The organism is Veillonella tobetsuensis (genome assembly GCF_001078375.1).
In the GTDB taxonomy this organism is placed as follows: domain Bacteria; phylum Bacillota; class Negativicutes; order Veillonellales; family Veillonellaceae; genus Veillonella; species Veillonella tobetsuensis.
Map to the genome: position 1 here is coordinate 1 of NZ_BBXI01000009.1, position 18,254 is coordinate 18,254.

Below are 18,254 nucleotides of genomic sequence, written 5' to 3' on the forward strand. Positions count from 1 at the left end.
GATCCCATGTAGACGACATGGTTGATAGGCCAGGTGTGGAAGAGCCGTGAGGTTTGGAGCTGACTGGTACTAATAGATCGAGGGCTTTACTTAAGCAGTGTAGCCAATGTAAAGGAGCATTGCGACGCATACATTGCGCGTAATCGCTTATGTCGCAGCGTAAGATTTTGTGAAACAAAATCCACAGCTGACGACGAAAATAAATTAGTCTAGAATTTCTAGTGCAACAAATATATATAACTTCTATGTGGTTTTCAGAGTACAAACTCTGACAGATTCAGTGGCGATAGCTATGAGGGTCCACCTGTTCCCATCTCGAACACAGTAGTTAAGCTCATAAACGCCGAAAGTACTTGGCTGGAGACGGCCTGGGAGGATAGGAAGCCGCTGATTGACTAAAAGAAAAAGGTCTACCTAAAGGTAGGCCTTTTTCTTTTTGCTAGTCTTCGACTAGCTAATCCTACTAGAGCCGTCTCCAGCCAAGATTGTAGAGGTATTATCTAACTAAGTGTCCGTGTCAGACGGCGTGTGAAACCTAGGGCAATAGGGCGTAAAGGAGCGCAGCGACGCGTACGTCCATTGCATCAGGTTCGACGAAGCCCTACTATTAGAACCGTGCATTAAAAGACTATTTTAAATACGATCATGGGCGAGTGTGATAAGAAGTCGTAAAAAAAGAGCTGCCTAGGCAACTCTTTTAGTACTTATTCAACACCAATCATTACACTTGTAGATTTGATAACAGCAATAACTTCTTTACCTACCTCTAACTCTAATTCTTTTACAGATTGAAGTGTAATATCTGCAGTTATGATATTATCATTACCTACATTAATTTTTACAATAGCATTAACGGCACCTTCGTTTATTTCAATAATAGTTCCTTTTAATTGATTTCTTGCGCTTAATTTCATATGTGTCCTCCAGAATAATAAATAGGATTATTTGATAAATATTATACATAAATTAAGAAAAATAGCCATGATGTACATCACATCATGGCTATTTAGGGTGGAGCGGGCGAAGGGAATCGAACCCTCCTCTCAAGCTTGGGAAGCTCGCATTCTACCGATGAACTACGCCCGCATGATGTACATATTGTATCATACTATAATATATACATTCAAGTGGAGCTTGTTTATATACTCTATACCCATAGTGGTTTCTGTATTGTATTGATATCAAAATAGATGTATAAAATAATGAGGAAGGAGGCATATGTATGTCAAAAATTTATAAAATTCATAAATGGTTATCTATAGTTTCTGTGCTATTTTTCTTAATGTTTTGTATTACAGGACTTATTCTCATGTTCCGAACTGAATTAAATGCATGGGCTCAAGGAGGGTCACATCATTCCTCGTTATCAATGGCGATGAGCCAACAAGAAATATCTATTTTTAATTATGCTGATGAAGGTGCCCTATTAGTGAAAGAAAAATATCCGTCTAAGGATATTTTAAATATTTCTCCAGCTATGGGGGCTGCACATATTTTACGGTATCGTATTATTGATTCTTCCGCAACTGTAGCACCTCCAGCGCGTATGGGGATGGGAGGGGATTATGTATTATATAATCCTGAAACAAAGGGGCTTATTACTACGCATCATGAAACGCCTGCACATCCTTGGGTTCGAAGTGTATTACACACACTTCATCAACTACATACACGATTAGACCTTGGTAAAACAGGAATTTATATTGTAACAATTTTATCTTTAGTATGTGGGTTATCTATTATTTCTGGTGTTTTTTTATATGGTCCATTTCGTAAAAGCTTTGCCAAATCTACTGTATTGTCTAACTATATGAAATTAAGTACATTACACCGAGAATTTGCTATGGTTGCTACTGTATGGGGATTTATCTTATGTATTACAGGTGTATGGATAGGTGGATTTTTTATTGCTAATGACAGCTATAATGCAGATGTACTACACACTGCAAAGCAAGAACTTTCAGTTGGTCAATCTGACATTTTACAACCATCTGAAGCTATCTCTCGAATTATGAAAGCATACCCAGATCGTCAGCTTATATCTATAGATTATCCATCTAAATTTAATGATCATCATTATGCATTTTATTTAGGTGCTGAAAATGATGATGATCCAGCTATGTTCTTGGGCCAACCAGTCTATGCTAATTTATATACTGATTCTACTAAGGATATGTATTCTACAAAAAATATCCCCTGGTATTTTACGGGCATGACTACAATGATTAATCTCCATATTCATAATCATAATACGATGGCTCTTAAAATATTATGGGCCATCTGGGATATTGTTCTTATTGTAGGAATTGTGACTGGTATTATTATGACTATTAAAAAGAAATTTGGCAGAGCTAGTGCTACAGAATCTAAAGTATCGGCTGAGATAAAACATGTTTGGCGTACACCAATCTGTTGTGGTACCTTAGTATTACTTGGATTTATTATGCCACTTTGGTCCAATCCAGTTACAAATACTATAGCAGGTATTTGTTTAACTATTCCTCTAGTTGTATTTTTTATTTCTTTAATTAAAGGATTTAATCATTAAGTTATTATATTCTTCATGGATCTATTCAGCGTGCTTCATCATTAGTTTATTGATTGATTTCGAACTAAAATGATATAATAATATATATATATGAGATTTTTTATGTACAAATAACTGTATTAATATTTACGATTCAGAAAGTGGTAGTTATTATGAAATATATTAAAGCATTTATTCAGTCTGAATCATCTGGCGGTATTATGCTGTTAGTTGCTGCTATTCTCGGCGTAATTACAGCAAATTCTCCTATAGCTGGACAGTATTTCTCGTTCATGAATATATATTTAGGTCCTATGGATATATTGGAATGGGTAAATGATGGCTTGATGGCCTTATTCTTCCTTTATGTGGGGATTGAAATTAAGACTGAAATGATTTCTGGTGAGTTAAATACTAACTCAAAACGGTTATTACCTGTGCTGGCTGCATTTGCAGGGGTTGTAACGCCTGCTCTGGTATATTTTTTAATCGCTGGCTCTGTTCCTGAATATACTCATGGATGGGGGATTCCAACCGCTACAGATATCGCCTTTGCTATAGGTGTTATTATGATGCTTGGAAAGCGTGTATCACAGGCGATGAAAGCCTTTCTTTCAGCATTAGCCGTTATTGATGATTTAATTGCTATCGTTGTTATTGCCATATTTTATGGAGCTGGTGTGGATTTTCCGCATTTAATGGCAGCAGCTGTTGTAACTGGTGCTCTTTGGTACACAAATAAACAAGGATATGTACGTCCTGTGCTATATGGTGTATTGGGCTCTGTTCTTTGGTATTTTGTATTAAAGTCGGGTGTTCATGCCACAATTGCTGGTGTTGTTCTAGCAATGACTATACCCTATTCAGGAACACTTGATGGTGAAAAAGTGTATCCTATGCATGCATGGGCAGATAAGCTAAAAAATTGGGTTAATTTTTTAATTATTCCTATATTTAGCTTTTTAAATGCCGGTGTATCATTTTCTGATGTTTCTGTAGATCATCTTTTCCATCCTGTGGTTTTAGGTGTTTCATTAGGTCTTATTCTTGGTAAACAGTTTGGTATTTTTTCTGCTGTTTATGTATTGGTGCAATCTAAGATTATCAAGATGCCTACCAATACAACTTGGCCAGAAATTTATGGTACAGCCATCGTTTGTGGTATTGGTTTTACTATGAGTTTATTTGTTGCGACGCTGGCATTTCCGCCAGGTGTGACGCAAGAAATGTCTAAAATTGGTATTTTTATAGGATCTATTATATCTGGTTTGTTAGGGGCTACTGTTTTGGCAGTTGCTTATAAAATTAGAACAGCTAGAAATAAATAGTGAGTGAAGTATATTAGGAAGGAATCATATGGAACGGATATTTGTATTTTTACGTTCTCCTGGTGCAGCTACTACTGTTTTACTAGGGGCTACACTTATTGCCTTAATTGTTGCTAATTCTCCAATGGCGACACAATATATGTCACTAGTTAATCTACAATTGGGGCCATTAACTGCTATGGAGTGGGTCAATGACGCATTAATGGCAATATTCTTTCTCTTTGTAGGATTAGAAGTAAAACGTGAATTAGTAAGTGGTGAACTTAATACCAATGCTAAACGTATTATGCCTGGTGTGGCAGCTTTATTTGGTGTACTTATACCAGCTTTTATTTATTATTTAATTGCTGGTTTTGATCCTGAATATATTCATGGATGGGCTATTCCAACAGCCACGGATATTGCTTTTGCAATTGGTGTTATCACTGCATTAGGATCACGAGTTCCAAATTCTATGAAGGTTTTCTTAACCGCTTTGGCAGTTATTGATGACTTAATTGCGATTATTGTTATTGCAATTTTCTATGCCGCACATCTTAATGTTTTCTATTTAATGGCTGCGATTATCGTAACAGGTCTTTTGATTTATTGTAATCGAGCTGGTTATGTTCGTTCTTTGTCGTATATTATTCTTGGTATTATTTTATGGTATTGCATTCTTCGCTCTGGCTTACATGCTACCATGGCGGGTGTAATTTTAGCTATGACAATTCCAGATCGAGGTAAGATTGGTCGTAAATATGTTAGACCAATGCGTCATTGGGAACATTTCTTATCTAATTGGGTAAGTTTCATCATAGTTCCAATCTTTGCATTCTTTAATGCTGGTGTTCACCTTGGTGGATTTAGCCTGGCTGATTTGACACATCCCGTAGTACTTGGTGTTACTCTTGGTCTTATTTTAGGTAAACAAATCGGTATTTTTGGTGCCATGTTTGGTATGATTAAATTAGGTCTTGTGCCTATGCCTGCAGAAGCAAACTGGAAATTTATATATGGCACATCTATTGTTTGTGGCATTGGTTTTACAATGAGTATCTTTGTTTCTATTCTAGCCTTTGATCCAGGTCATGCACAAGAAATGGCTAAGGGTGGCGTATTGATTGGTTCAATTATTTCCGCTATTGTTGGTTATATATTCTTGCGTATAGTTGGAGCAAAACGTAAAGAATGCCATATCGGGGTATATCATAATTGCTAATGAAAGCAATGAAGGGGAATGTACATGATAAGAAAAGCAGTAATAATATGTACTGTGTTGTGTATGACTAATATGATGGCTTTCACGCAAGCAAAAACAATTGATAAGGGACAGCGTGGTCATCATGTGCAAAAAGTTCAGACTATGTTAGTGCAGCAAGGCTATCTTAAGGATTCAGCGGATGGTATTTTTGGACGTAATACTGAGTTGGCAGTACGAAAATTCCAAAAATCAAAAGGTTTGGCTGTAGATGGGCGAGTAGGACCTGCTACAATGAGTGCTTTAGAAAAAGGTTCAAAAGGGTCTAGCTATTCCCAATATACAAAGGGTGCGCCTAGTAAATATACGAGAGCTATAACAATGCATGCTACGGCGTATAGCTCACAGGATCCTGGTAATGGTAATTATACGGCTACAGGTAGTCGTTTAAAAAAAGGTATCGTCTCCGTTGATCCTAAAATTATACCTTTAGGTACAAAAATGTATGTTGAAGGTTATGGCTATGCCATCGCTGATGATGTAGGTGGAGCTATTAAAGGTCATCGTATCGATTTAGCTTTTGACTCTAGATATGATGCACTACAGTTTGGTCGACAAAACGTGACAGTATATATTTTGTAAATTCTATACTCTCAAATTGAAAAACTCTAGTCATTAGGCTAGAGTTTTTTGATTGCAATAGCTATATTTATCTCCGAATTATTTATCTTGATAAAATACGAATATTCGGAAATTCATGGTATAATATAGATATCAATATAAATCGAGTATTCAGCAAAGGAAGGCTTATGAATAAAGTTCGACGTGTTGAAAGAATGGTGGCAATGACTAAATTATTAGTCGATTCTCCACAAAAACTTATATCTCTTAATTATTTTTGTGATTTTTTCGGAATGGCGAAATCTACAGTAAGTGAAGATTTAACCTGTGTCCGTCAATCGATGGAACATTTTCAGTTGGGTACTCTAGAAACGGTAGCGGGGGTAGCTGGCGGTGTTCGATTCATACCTCATCGAAAAGGCGAGCAGGCCAATGAAATCCTACGCGATGTGCAGCAACGTTTGCGTGAACCAGATCGTATTATTCCCGGTGGATTTATTTATATGTCGGATATTTTGTATGATTGGCATGTGATGACTCGGTTAGGCGAAATTATTATGACTCGCTTTGTAGATCGCAATCCTGATTATATTTTGACGGTAGAAACAAAAGGGATTCCTTTGGCGGTTATGGTAGCTAGGGCTTTCAACAAGCCACTTGTCATCGCGCGTCGTGATAGTAAGGTTACAGAAGGATCTGCCATTAGTATTAACTATGTAACGGGTTCATCTGGTCGAATTCAAACGATGACATTAACTAAACGCGCTATTCCACAAAATGCGAAGGTGCTAATTATTGATGATTTCATGAAGGCTGGCGGCACTGCAAAAGGGCTTACAGAACTTGTTCATGAAATGAATGGTAAGGTTGTGGGAACTGGCGTTCTTGTTGCTACTGCAGAACCTAGTCCTAAGTTAATCAATGATTATGAATCACTATTTACGTTCCATGGCATTGATGAAAGTACAAATGAAATTCACATTGAACCTGTATTTGATACGATTGATAGATAGGAGTTTACTATGAATATTGCAAGTCTTATTTTAGCAGCTGGTAAGGGGACACGGATGAAGTCCAAATTGCCAAAGGTACTTCATAAAGTTGGCGGTAAAGCTATGGTTGAACGCGTTCTAGAAACTGTTCAATCTCTTGGGACCGATAAGGATGTTGTTATCGTTGGCTTTGGTGGTAATGCAGTACAAGACTATCTAGAAGGTCGTGCTGAATTTGTACGTCAAGAAGAGCAAAATGGTACTGGTCATGCAGTAAAAATGGCAGAACCTGTATTAGGATCTTTTGATGGCACTATTTTATTGTTGTGTGGGGATACGCCACTCGTAACTAAGGAAAGTTTAGAAGCTCTTTTAAAAGAGCATACTGCATCTGGAGCAGCGGCTACAATTTTAACGGCCCATATGCCAGATCCAACAGGTTATGGTCGTATCATTCGTAATGAAGCGGGTTCTGTTGTACGAATTGTGGAACAAAAGGATGGCAAACCAGAAGAATTAGCTGTACAAGAAGTTAATACTGGTATGTATGCTTTTGATAGTAAAAAACTATGGCCTTGTCTTAGCCAATTATCCGACGATAATGCACAAGGTGAACTGTATATTACAGATGTGGTTGGTATTCTCGTAAATGGCGGCGATAAAGTAAGCGCTTATATGACTGAAAATTTTGAAGAATCTTTAGGGGTAAACTCTCGCTTGCAATTGGCTGAAGCAGAATCTATTTTAAAACATCGTAAAAATGTAGAATTAATGACCGCTGGTGTAACGATTGTTGATCCTGACAATACCTATGTAGCACCAGAAGTTACTGTGGGGGCTGATACAATTCTACATCCTGGTACCGTTTTAGAAGGCAATACGGTTATTGGTGAAAATTGTGAAATTGGACCTCATACACGCTTGACGAATGTAACTGTTGGCAATGATACGGTAATTCATTTTACTTATGGCCATGACTGTGAAGTAAAAGATGGCGTAGATATTGGTCCATATGTTCATTTGCGTCCTAATACGGTTATTGGCAACAAGGTTCATATTGGTAATTTCGTTGAGGTTAAAAATTCCAATGTTGGGGAAGGCACCAAATTCCCTCATCTATCCTATATTGGCGATAGCGATGTAGGTTCTGGTGTCAATATCGGTTGCGGTACAATTACGGTAAATTATGACGGAAAAATCAAGCATCGCACAACTATCGGCGATGGTGCATTTGTAGGCTGTAACAGCAATCTTGTAGCACCTGTTACAATTGGTAATTATAGTTATGTAGGTGCAGGTTCTACGATTACAAAAAATGTTCCTGATAAGGCATTAGCTGTAGGTCGTAGCAAGCAAATTGTGAAAGAAAATTGGGTTACAGACGATACTTTCAAAAAGAAATAGGAATTTATTAAAAATTTTTCACACAAGATAGGAAAAATAGTATACAATAATAAGGCAATAAGGTTGTATATCTGTAATATTTCGTTACATATACATTGAGTAACTAACTAAGATTACGGAGAAATGAAAGGGTATCAAAATGGCATTTGAAGACGGCAAAAAACTTAAGATTTTCACAGGTAACGCAAATCCAGAGTTGGCAAAGGAAATTTGTGATTATTTAGGTTTGCCTTTAGGTGAAGCGTTTGTAGGTCGCTTTAATAATGGCGAAGTACAAATTATGATTGATGAAAGCGTACGTGGCAAAGATGTATTTATCATTCAACCAACTAGCTATCCTGTAAACGATAATTTAATGGAATTAATGGTTATGGCTGATGCGTTAAAACGTGCTTCTGCTCGTCATATTACAGCTGTAGTTCCTTACTATGGTTATGCTCGCCAAGACCGCAAAACTCGTGGTCGTGAACCAATTACTGCAAAATTAGTAGCAAACTTGATGCAAACTTCTGGTATTACACGTCTTGTAACAATTGACTTGCATGCAGGTCAAATTCAAGGCTTCTTCGATGTACCAGTAGATCATTTATATGGTGCATCCATTTTAGCTAAATACATTAATGAAAAAAATCTTGAAGATGTTATTGTAGTATCACCAGATCTTGGCGGTGTTACAAGAGCTCGTGATTTGGCTGACCGCATTGGTGCGCCAATTGCAATCATCGAGAAAAAACGCCCTGAACCAGGCGTAGCTAAAGTTATGAACCTCATTGGTGATGTAAAAGACAAAAACTGTATCATCGTTGATGATATTGTAGATACAGCAGGTTCTCTTGTAGAAGGTGCCAAAGCATTAAAAGAATTTGGTGCTAAATCTGTTATGGCTGCTGTTACTCATGCTGTATTAACAGATCCAGCAAGTGAACGCATTGCAAACTCCAACATTAAAGAGCTTATCGTAACAAACACAATGCCATTACCAGAAAATTGCAAATTAGACAATGTAACGCAACTATCTGTAGCTCCATTATTGGGCGAAGCAATTATGCGTATCTTTCATGAAGTTTCAGTAAGTAATTTGTTTGATAAATGATAGGTGATTCTTGAAGTTAGTAGTAGGCCTTGGTAACCCAGGCAAGCAATATGAAGCGACAAAACATAATATTGGATTTATGGTCATCGATGCCATTGCGGATAGCGCATCTCACACTCCTTGGAGAGAAGAACAAAAGGCAGAGGTGTGCAGTATTAATGTAGCTGGTGAAAAGGTATTGCTTGTAAAGCCTCAAACATTTATGAATGCAAGTGGCGAATCTGTAGGTCCACTAATGCGATACTACAAGATCGATCCATCTGATGTGTATTGTATTTATGATGATATGGATTTACCGGTAGGCAAATTACGTATTCGACCAAATGGTAGTTCTGGTGGGCATAATGGGATTAAATCTTTAATCTCCCATATAGGAACAGAAAATTTTCCGCGTTTTCGCGTAGGTATTGGTCGTCCATTACCACAATGGACTGTCATTGACCACGTGTTAGCACCATTTAGTGAAGAAAATCAAGAGAAAGTACAAAAAGGTATCAAAGACACAGTAAAAGCTGTATTAGGCACCTTAGAGGTGGGCATAGACAAAGGGATGAATCAGTTTAATCCTAAGCGTCGTCCACAGCGATAAATAACATGCATAAGGGCATGAGTCTCATTGAGATTCATGCCCTTTTTACGAGGTATATATGAGCAATCAAGAAAAAATGCCTTTTGTAGAGGCTTTAGAATCATATAAGGAACAACATTTTGTGCCTTTTCATACACCTGGTCATAAGATTGGTGTTGAAGCGCCTCAGTTACTAAAGGACTGGATGGGAGCAGCACTGCCATATGATTTAGGGGTTATGTATGCTCTAGATGATTTACATGAACCTGAAGGAGAGTTAAAAGAGGCGCAAGACTTAACTGCTGAATTATATGGAGCTGATGATTGCTGGTTCTCTATTAATGGCACAACCGCTTTAATTGAAGCGATGATTATGGGGACAGTAGGTCCTGATGAAACGATTATTATTCCTCGAGAAGCACATCGTTCCGTTATTAGTGGATTAGTGTTATCTGGTGCAAAGCCTGTTTATATGGATTGCCAATTTGATGATCGGTGGGGTATCCCTTTAGGTGTATCAGTGGAAGATGCTATTAAAACCATGGATGCTCATCCAGAGGCTAAGGCGATTCTCTTAGTGTATCCAAACTATTATGGTGTAGGTGTAGATATTGTAAATATCGTAAAAGAAGCTCACAAACGGGGGTTAATAGTCCTTGTTGATGAAGCTCACGGCCCTCATTTACCTTTTGCTGAAGCATTACCTATTGGTGCTATCGAGGCTGGCGCTGATTTAGTGGCACAAAGTACGCATAAGTCAGTAGGTTCATTAACTCAAACATCATGGTTACTAGGTCAAGGTGAGCGTATTAATAAGCGCCGTATTATTCAGATGCATCAAATGTTACAGAGTACGAGCCCTAACTATATTTTTCTTGCATCCTTAGATATGGCACGCCATCAATTAGCTATGGCAGGTAAGGAGCTAGTAAGTCGTACTGTAGAATTGAGCCTATATTTAAGAAATGAGCTACATAAGATTCCTGGTATTACAACTATGGAATACTCGGATATTCAAAATCAAGTTGTAAATTATGACTGTACCAAGGTAGTAATCGATGCTAAAGAATTAGGTCTTACTGGTGTTGTTTTTGAACGAATGTTGCGAGAGAATCACATTGAGGTGGAGTTAGTGCAAGCTCATCATGTGCTAGTACTTATCACCATTGGTGACACTAAAGATTCCGTACATGCTCTTATTAAGGCCGTTCGATCTATAAGTGATGAAGTATTAAATGGTTTATATACAACTGACCATAGCTTAGAGGGTAATTTTGATGTGCTTAGTAAAGATTCAGCTCTATTACCTGAGCCAGTCGTTCGTGTAACACCTCGCAATGCTATGTATGCTCATCGTGAGCAGGTTCCGTTAAGTGAAGCATTACATCGTATTGTTGGGGAGACTATAGCTTATTATCCTCCAGGGATTCCTTGTGTAGCCGTAGGTGAAGTGATTAGTGAGTCTGTGTTACAATATATAGAGAATAGAAAGGCTTTAGGTTATGTACCGAATGGAGCCGATGATATGACATTAGAAACAATCTGGGTGTTACAGGAGTAATTATGGGGACTTTAATCATATTAGAAGGCGGAGATGGTAGTGGCAAAGCTACGCAAACAAAGCGTTTAGTAGAACGATTACAGGAGGAAGGCCATCGCGTGTGTAGTGTTAGCTTTCCGAATTATGAGAGTGATGCATCTATGCCTATTAAAATGTACTTATCTGGGCAATTTGGTACAGAGGTTGATGCAGTAAACCCTTATGTGGCAAGTACCATGTATGCCATAGATCGTTTTGCTTCTTTTAGAATGGACTGGGAATCATTTTATAATGATGGTGGTATTATTATTGCAGATCGTTATACGACATCAAATATGGTTCATCAAATGGTGAAATACACTGATACTGATGCACGAATTCAATTTTTAGAATGGCTTGAAGATTTTGAATTTGTTAAGTTCGGACTACCACGTCCAGATGTGGTTTGTTTGCTAGATGTGCCTTTAGAGGTAACAGAAGCATTGATGTCCGAGCGAACTGGTAAAACTGGTGGTGAGACAGGGGACATACACGAGGGTAATCGCACGTATTTACAATCGGTCCATGATGCGTATGATGAATTGGTAAATCGCTATCAATGGCATCGGATTTCATGCACACAAAAAGGTGATAGTGAGAATTTTGCTATGCGTAGTATAGAATCAATTCATAATGATATATATGATGTGGTAAAAGGTCTATTGAAATAGGCGAAACTACTGGTCTTTGAAAATGGCGGCTCTTTAAAAAGTCGCCATTTTCCTATATAATAGTAATATTGGACAGGATAGGAGGAATTATGACATATTTTGATAATGTAATCGGTCAAGATACGATTAAAAACCACCTAACTGAATTGGTAAAACGGCAAACATTACCGCATAGCTTGTTGTTTTATGGAGAGTCTGGACTTGGTAAGCTCGATATGGCAATAGGTCTAGCATCACTTATTTTGGGACGACAAGTTTTTTCAGGTCATAATGGCACTGAATATTTAGAGGCAGTAAAATCCGCACGTATTGCTAATGGTGAAAGTGAAAAGAAAATAGAGGCCGAAGGCTTACCAATTTATATGGATAAGGGGGATGCATTTTGGATTCGGCCCATGAAATCAACCTTAAAGGTAGAGCAATGGTATAGCCTGTTACAAGACCATCTATCCGTAGCTGGATTAGGTAACCGCGTCGTTATTATTGAAGACTTTCATGCAGCCAATGCTATCATGGCTAATGCCATGTTAAAAACGATTGAAGAACCACCTGCACAGGTGTACTTCATTATTATTACGAATAAGATTAACCTTGTACTACCAACGATTATTTCACGCTGTATGGGTGTTGGATTTCAACCTGTATCGGATGAAAGCATACGCCTTGCATTAGAAAAACGTGGTGTTACAGGAAATATAGATGAAGCTATTTTCATGGGGCATGGTAATACTGCTGTTGTAGAATCTCTATTGCAACAGGGAACAATTACTATGCTAGAGTTAGCTGTTAAATGGATGCGTACTTTGGGCACTGATGCACGATGGTTCTCCAAAATTGCAGTTTGGTGTGAGTCTTTGATTCGTGAGGATGCATTAGAATTAATGCATTGGTTACGATTAATAAGTCGCGACATGATGGCCTTAAAGTGTGGAGCTACTATTGAGCAACTTCAAGTTCCTATGCATAAAGCAACATTATTAGAATTATTACCGCAGTGGACAATGACCGCTTTAGCAACTGTATCACATGAAACATTGCGAGCGGAACAGGCCTTGCGGTTACACATAAAAATTGCTCTCGTGGTGGACGGTCTTAGCATCGCCCTTCACAATGCTCGTGAGGAGGTTTAAATGGTAACCATCGTTGGTGTACGATTTAAAAAGGCCGGTAAAATTTATTATTTTTTACCAGGTGATGAAGCTTTAATGATTGATGACGGTATCATTGTAGAAACAGCGCGTGGCGTTGAATATGGTACGGTTGTAATCGGACCAAAAGAGGTTTCAAAAGATAATTTGGTGATGCCTGTTAAGCAAGTAATGCGTAAAGCAACACTAAAGGATTTGCAACAATTAGAGAAAAATGAGGAGCGGGAAGAAAAAGCCTATGCAATTTGCTTAGAAAAAATAGCTAAACGTAGACTGCCTATGAAATTAATCAATGTAGAGTATACATTTGATATGAATAAAATTGTATTCTTCTTTACTGCAGATGGTCGTATTGATTTCCGTGAACTCGTAAAGGATTTGGCTACAGTATTTAGAACGCGTATTGAATTGAGACAAGTAGGCGTTCGCGATGAGGCGAAGGTATTAAATGGTATTGGCGCCTGTGGCAGACCTTTATGTTGTTCTAATTTTCTAGGTGATTTTTCTCCTGTATCCATTCGTATGGCTAAGGATCAGAATTTAAGTTTGAACCCTACAAAAATTTCTGGCGTATGTGGTCGCCTGATGTGCTGCTTGAATTATGAAGACGATTTATATAAAAAAGGTGGCGATTTGTATGTAAAGAAAGATCGCAATCTTTCAGCTCAAGATGTAGAACCGCCAGGCATTGGAAAAGAAGTGGTTACTGATGAAGGCATTGGCAAGGTTCTAAAGGTAAATCACCACAAACATACTGTTAAGGTCCAATTAGAGGCCGGTAGAACTATTGATTTAAAATGGTCGGATGTGGCATTACCAGATGAATAATCAAGAACAACTTGATGATTTGATTATCGATAATTTAAAGATATATCAGCGGCAAGACCAATTTCGCTTTTCCTTTGACGCCATTGCACTCGTACATTTTTGTCGATTTAATCATCGGCATCGTTATATAGACTTAGGCACGGGCACAGGTGTACTTCCTTTAATCGGTACATCCTTAGGTGCTGGGCATATAACAGGCGTTGAAATTAATGATGTAGTGGCTCAGATGGCTGAACGCAGTGTTACCTACAATCATAAATCTGATGTAGTATCGATTATACATGGTGACTATCGCACAATGAATTATCATCAGTTTGGATCTAAACCATTTGATGGTGTATTGGTCAATCCACCTTATTTTGACCATCGAAAAGGTGAGATGCCCGATGATAATAATTTGTGTTTAGCCTTGCATGATAGGTGTACGACTATTGAGGATGTTTGTAATAGTGCATCGAGATTAATCAAAAATAAGGGGCATTTATGGATGGTGTATAGCGCCCCTCGTCTATTAGAGCTTGTGAACGTATTAACAGTTACCGGATTTGCAGTAAAACGGTTGCGTATGGTTCACGGCATGCTTTATAAGCCTGCTAAAATTGTTTTGCTTGAAGCCATAAAAGGTGGAGCTCAAGGTTTAACTGTTGAGCCTCCACTTATCGTATATAGCCAACCTAATGTGTACACGGAGGAGGTGTCTCGTTGGTATGAACGAAAATAACAAGGGCACCTTGTATTTAGTGCCTACGCCCATTGGCAATCTAGAGGATATGACCTATCGCGCTGTACGCATACTGGGTGAAGTTGATGCTATTGCTGCGGAGGATACGCGTCATACGGGTATATTATTAAAACATTTTGACATTAGCAAGCCTTTGATTTCTTATCATGAACATAATAAAGAAGAAAAGGGAAATGCCATTATTGACATGCTGTTAGATGGTAAGAATATTGCTTGTGTCAGTGATGCGGGCATGCCTGCTATATCTGATCCCGGTGCTGACCTAGCGTCAAAGGCCATTGCACATCATATATCTCTTGTGCCTTTACCAGGGGCTAATGCAGCCTTAACAGCACTGATTGCATCTGATTTAGACACCAAGCAATTTACATTCTTTGGATTTTTACCAAAACGTGGTAAACATCGAAGTGATGCCCTTCAGCTTATGGCAAAACAAAGGGGAACGCTTATATTTTATGAAGCCCCTCATCGTTTACAGGAGGTGCTCCAGGATATGTACGACGCCTTTGGTAATCGACCGATTACGATTGCTAGGGAGCTTACTAAGAAGTTTGAAACCTTTTTGCGTAGTGATTTATCATCTATTTGTAATGATTTAGAGAAAATTACGTATAAAGGAGAATTCGTTCTTGTCATAGGTGGTAGTGAAACTGGTGAGGCTATTGATGAAGTTCCGCAGCAATCTATGTCTTACGAAGAGGCGGTAGCTGAGTTGGTAGATTTAGGATTGCCAAAGAAGGAAGCTATTCGCGAAGTAGCAAAACGTTTTGGCGTTTCACGCCGTGAGGTTTATAATATTGTAGAACGATAACACTTTCACAAGTGCTGAATAGAAGGAGATTATGATGGGCGATACAAAAAAGACATATTATATTACAACTCCAATTTATTATCCTAGTGCTAAACTGCATATTGGTCATACATACTGTACATCTGTTGCCGATACAATTGCACGTTTCAAACGTTTAGCTGGTTATGATGTACGTTTCTTGACTGGTTCTGACGAACATGGTCAGAAAATCCAACGCGCTGCCGAGGCACAAGGTATTACACCTTTAGAATATACGACTAATATCGTAAATGGTTTTAAAGCATTATGGGAAAAAATGCATATTTCCAATGATGATTTTATTCGTACCACTGATGAACGACATGAAAAGGTAGTACAAGAACTATTCACAAAGGCCTATGAAAAAGGTGATATTTACAAGGCTGAATACGAAGGTTGGTACTGTACACCTTGTGAATCCTTCTGGACTGAACAAAAGCTTGGTGAAAATCATACTTGTCCAGATTGTGGACGCCCTGTAGAGCGTGTTAAAGAGGAAAGTTATTTCTTTAAACTTGGTAAATATACTGAGCAATGGCTCAAGTTCATAGAAGAGAACCCTGATTTTATTCAACCTGAATCTCGCCGTAATGAAATGATTCAATTCGTAAAACAAGGTCTTGAGGACTTAGCCGTATCTCGTACATCATTTGACTGGGGTATCAAATTACCATTTGACCCTAAGCATGTTGTATATGTTTGGTTTGATGCGTTAGTAAACTATATTAGTGCCTTACATCCATTTGATGGAGATGGAGAATTGTATAAAAAATTCTGGCCCGCTGATCTTCATCTAGTTGGTAAGGAAATTGTACGTTTTCATACTATCATTTGGCCGATGATGCTCATGAGCCTTGAGTTGCCATTGCCTAAAAAGGTATTTGGTCATGGCTGGATGATTGTAGATGGTACTAAGATGAGTAAATCTCTTGGTAATGTTATTGATCCAATTCCATTGATTGAGACCTATGGTGCAGACTCTTTGCGTTATTACTTGTTGAGTGAAATTACACTTGGCAATGATGGCAATTTTACATTACCTAATTTTGTTACAAAAATTAATGCAGATTTGTCTAATGACTTGGGGAACCTTTTGAATCGTACCATTGCGATGATTGAAAAATATCACGATGGTGTTATTACAAAAACTGATGATATAGACGCGTTAGATAAAGAAATTTCTTCCTTAGCAGAACAAACTGTAGCTGATTTTGAAGCGCAAATGGAGGCTATGGAGTTAAATAAGGCTCTTAAAACTGTTTGGGCTTTCATCGGTCGTATGAACAAATACATCGATGAAACGATGCCGTGGGTATTAGCTAAGAGTTCTGAAGATGTAGATGTTCTACGTTTGCAATCTGTTATGTATCATCTTGCTGAAAGCTTACGTATCATCGCAGTTCTCGTAAGTCCAGTTATTCCAGTAGGGGCACCAAAAATTTGGGAACAATTAGGATTGTCTGGCTTTGAACAAGTACAGTTAGATGATGTTCGTAGTTGGGGCGCTATTAATACGGGTACTAAGGTAGTAAAAGGTGAACCAATTTATCCTCGCTTTGAAATTCCAGAAATGGTAGAAACCGTTACTGTAACAGAAGAAGTAGAAGAAACTGTTGATACATCTAATGTTCCACCATTAAAAGAAAATATCACTTATGATGATTTTGAAAAATTAGATCTTCGTGTAGCTAAGGTTGTTAGCTGTGAAAAAGTACCTAAATCTAAAAAATTATTGAAATTTGTATTGGATATTGGTCTCGAAGAACGTACCGTACTCAGTGGCATATCTCAATATTATGAACCAGAAACAATGGTTGGTAAAAAAGTGATATACTTAGCGAACTTAGCACCTAAAAAAATGATGGGCATTGAGTCTTATGGTATGATTTTATCTGCTTCCGATTGGGAAGAACATTTAGAAGTTACCAATATCGAATCATTACCAGCAGGGAGCATTGTAAAATAATGAAACTCTTTGATACACATGCACATATTAACGATAATCGTTTTGATAACGATAGAGCTGAGATGTTACAAGCTTGTTTCGATGCAGGCATTGAATACATTATGATTCCTGGTGTAGATAGACAAACTGTTGAATCAGGTGTTGCATTGGCTGAAACTGATGACCGTTTATATGCTGCAGTAGGGACACATCCTCACGAAGCAAAAGATTTTACTGATGATGACTACGAATATTTTAAAGAGTTAGCCTTGCACAATGATAAGGTGCGTGCTATCGGTGAAATCGGCCTTGATTATTACTATGATTTCTCTGATAGACCAACGCAAAAGAAGGTCTTTATACGTCAGCTTGAGTTAGCTCGAGAGGTAGATTTGCCTATTATTATCCATGATCGCGATGCTCATGGAGATATCATGAATATCTTGCGCAATGAAGGAAAGGATAATTGGGGAATTTTCCATTGTTATTCAGGTAGTTGGGAAATGGCTAAAGAGGCTATTAAAATGGGGTTTTATATCTCCTTTGCAGGCCCGGTGGTATTCCCAAAATCTACTAACCTAAAAGAAGTTGCTAAACAAGTACCATTGGATCGAATCCTTATAGAAACAGATTCTCCTTATTTGACGCCACCTCCGTATAGAGGTCGACGCAATGACCCTAGTAAGACTCAATTTGTAGCAGAAGAAATTGCTGCTTTAAAAGGTATGGATGCAGATGAGTTTGCCGCAATCGCTTATGAAAATGGTAAGCGCGTATTTGGTATTAAATAAAATAGAAT

At 38.0% G+C, this 18,254-nt stretch carries 17 protein-coding genes, 1 tRNA gene and 2 rRNA genes; 18 read left to right on the forward strand and 2 right to left on the reverse strand.

Features of this window, described 5'->3' with window-relative positions; translation table 11 throughout:
• Positions 1-93 (forward strand): 23S ribosomal RNA (locus VEI_RS02780); the annotation flags it as partial.
• Between the two features lie 183 nt (positions 94-276).
• A 5S ribosomal RNA gene (rrf, locus tag VEI_RS02785) occupies positions 277-393 on the forward strand.
• A gap of 311 nt (positions 394-704) precedes the next feature.
• On the opposite strand, the gene VEI_RS02790 is transcribed toward rrf, so the two are convergent.
• Together VEI_RS02790 and VEI_RS02795 are read right to left on the reverse strand one after the other, a co-directional pair.
• Positions 705-914 carry a TOBE domain-containing protein gene (locus VEI_RS02790; RefSeq protein ID WP_059361778.1) on the reverse strand — a complete coding sequence of 70 codons (210 nt, stop codon included), beginning with the start codon at positions 912-914 and terminating at the stop codon, positions 705-707.
• A gap of 98 nt (positions 915-1,012) precedes the next feature.
• A tRNA-Gly gene (locus VEI_RS02795) sits at positions 1,013-1,086 on the reverse strand.
• A gap of 136 nt (positions 1,087-1,222) precedes the next feature.
• Here VEI_RS02795 and VEI_RS02800 point away from each other — a divergent pair.
• The 16 genes from VEI_RS02800 (at position 1,223) to VEI_RS02875 (ending at position 18,246) form a co-directional block, all read left to right on the forward strand.
• Entirely contained in the window at positions 1,223-2,548 is a 1,326-nt protein-coding gene (locus VEI_RS02800; protein WP_059361780.1) for a PepSY-associated TM helix domain-containing protein, read from the forward strand.
• Between the two features lie 152 nt (positions 2,549-2,700).
• Positions 2,701-3,855 carry a Na+/H+ antiporter NhaA gene (nhaA, locus tag VEI_RS02805; RefSeq protein ID WP_059361782.1) on the forward strand — a complete coding sequence of 385 codons (1,155 nt, stop codon included), beginning with the start codon at positions 2,701-2,703 and terminating at the stop codon, positions 3,853-3,855.
• Positions 3,856-3,883: 28 nt separating this feature from the next.
• Positions 3,884-5,056, forward strand: a complete 1,173-nt coding sequence (nhaA, locus tag VEI_RS02810; RefSeq protein WP_059361784.1) for a Na+/H+ antiporter NhaA — start codon at positions 3,884-3,886, stop codon at positions 5,054-5,056.
• A 24-nt stretch (positions 5,057-5,080) separates the two neighbouring features.
• On the forward strand, positions 5,081-5,677 hold the full coding sequence (locus VEI_RS02815) for a 3D domain-containing protein (RefSeq protein ID WP_059361786.1): 597 nt from the start codon (positions 5,081-5,083) through the stop codon (positions 5,675-5,677).
• A 167-nt stretch (positions 5,678-5,844) separates the two neighbouring features.
• Positions 5,845-6,669, forward strand: a complete 825-nt coding sequence (purR, locus tag VEI_RS02820; protein ID WP_059361788.1) for a pur operon repressor — start codon at positions 5,845-5,847, stop codon at positions 6,667-6,669.
• Positions 6,670-6,678: 9 nt separating this feature from the next.
• Positions 6,679-8,052, forward strand: coding sequence for a bifunctional UDP-N-acetylglucosamine diphosphorylase/glucosamine-1-phosphate N-acetyltransferase GlmU (glmU, locus tag VEI_RS02825; RefSeq protein WP_059361789.1), 1,374 nt, complete (start codon positions 6,679-6,681; stop codon positions 8,050-8,052).
• 139 nt (positions 8,053-8,191) lie between these two features.
• Positions 8,192-9,145, forward strand: a complete 954-nt coding sequence (locus tag VEI_RS02830; RefSeq protein WP_059361791.1) for a ribose-phosphate diphosphokinase — start codon at positions 8,192-8,194, stop codon at positions 9,143-9,145.
• Between the two features lie 10 nt (positions 9,146-9,155).
• Entirely contained in the window at positions 9,156-9,734 is a 579-nt protein-coding gene (gene pth / locus VEI_RS02835) for an aminoacyl-tRNA hydrolase (protein WP_059361793.1), read from the forward strand.
• 58 nt (positions 9,735-9,792) lie between these two features.
• Entirely contained in the window at positions 9,793-11,274 is a 1,482-nt protein-coding gene (locus VEI_RS02840) for an aminotransferase class I/II-fold pyridoxal phosphate-dependent enzyme (protein ID WP_059361795.1), read from the forward strand.
• Between the two features lie 2 nt (positions 11,275-11,276).
• On the forward strand, positions 11,277-11,963 hold the full coding sequence (locus VEI_RS02845) for a dTMP kinase (protein WP_059361798.1): 687 nt from the start codon (positions 11,277-11,279) through the stop codon (positions 11,961-11,963).
• A gap of 89 nt (positions 11,964-12,052) precedes the next feature.
• The gene (locus VEI_RS02850; RefSeq protein WP_059361800.1) at positions 12,053-13,093 is read left to right on the forward strand and encodes a DNA polymerase III subunit delta'; all 1,041 of its coding nucleotides are present in this window, start codon (positions 12,053-12,055) and stop codon (positions 13,091-13,093) included.
• Complete coding sequence (locus tag VEI_RS02855) at positions 13,094-13,939, forward strand: PSP1 domain-containing protein (RefSeq protein ID WP_059361802.1); 846 nt, start codon at positions 13,094-13,096, stop codon at positions 13,937-13,939.
• Positions 13,932-14,660: a tRNA1(Val) (adenine(37)-N6)-methyltransferase gene (locus tag VEI_RS02860; protein WP_059361804.1), complete on the forward strand. Its 729-nt coding sequence runs from the start codon at positions 13,932-13,934 to the stop codon at positions 14,658-14,660. The genes VEI_RS02855 and VEI_RS02860 overlap by 8 nt, the downstream gene beginning before the upstream one ends.
• On the forward strand, positions 14,647-15,492 hold the full coding sequence (gene rsmI, locus VEI_RS02865; RefSeq protein ID WP_059361806.1) for a 16S rRNA (cytidine(1402)-2'-O)-methyltransferase: 846 nt from the start codon (positions 14,647-14,649) through the stop codon (positions 15,490-15,492). Before VEI_RS02860 ends, rsmI begins: the two co-directional genes overlap by 14 nt.
• A 34-nt stretch (positions 15,493-15,526) precedes the next feature.
• Entirely contained in the window at positions 15,527-17,476 is a 1,950-nt protein-coding gene (gene metG, locus VEI_RS02870) for a methionine--tRNA ligase (RefSeq protein WP_059361808.1), read from the forward strand.
• Positions 17,476-18,246 carry a TatD family hydrolase gene (locus VEI_RS02875; RefSeq protein ID WP_059361810.1) on the forward strand — a complete coding sequence of 257 codons (771 nt, stop codon included), beginning with the start codon at positions 17,476-17,478 and terminating at the stop codon, positions 18,244-18,246. Before metG ends, VEI_RS02875 begins: the two co-directional genes overlap by 1 nt.
• The last annotated feature ends 8 nt before the right edge of the window (positions 18,247-18,254 follow it).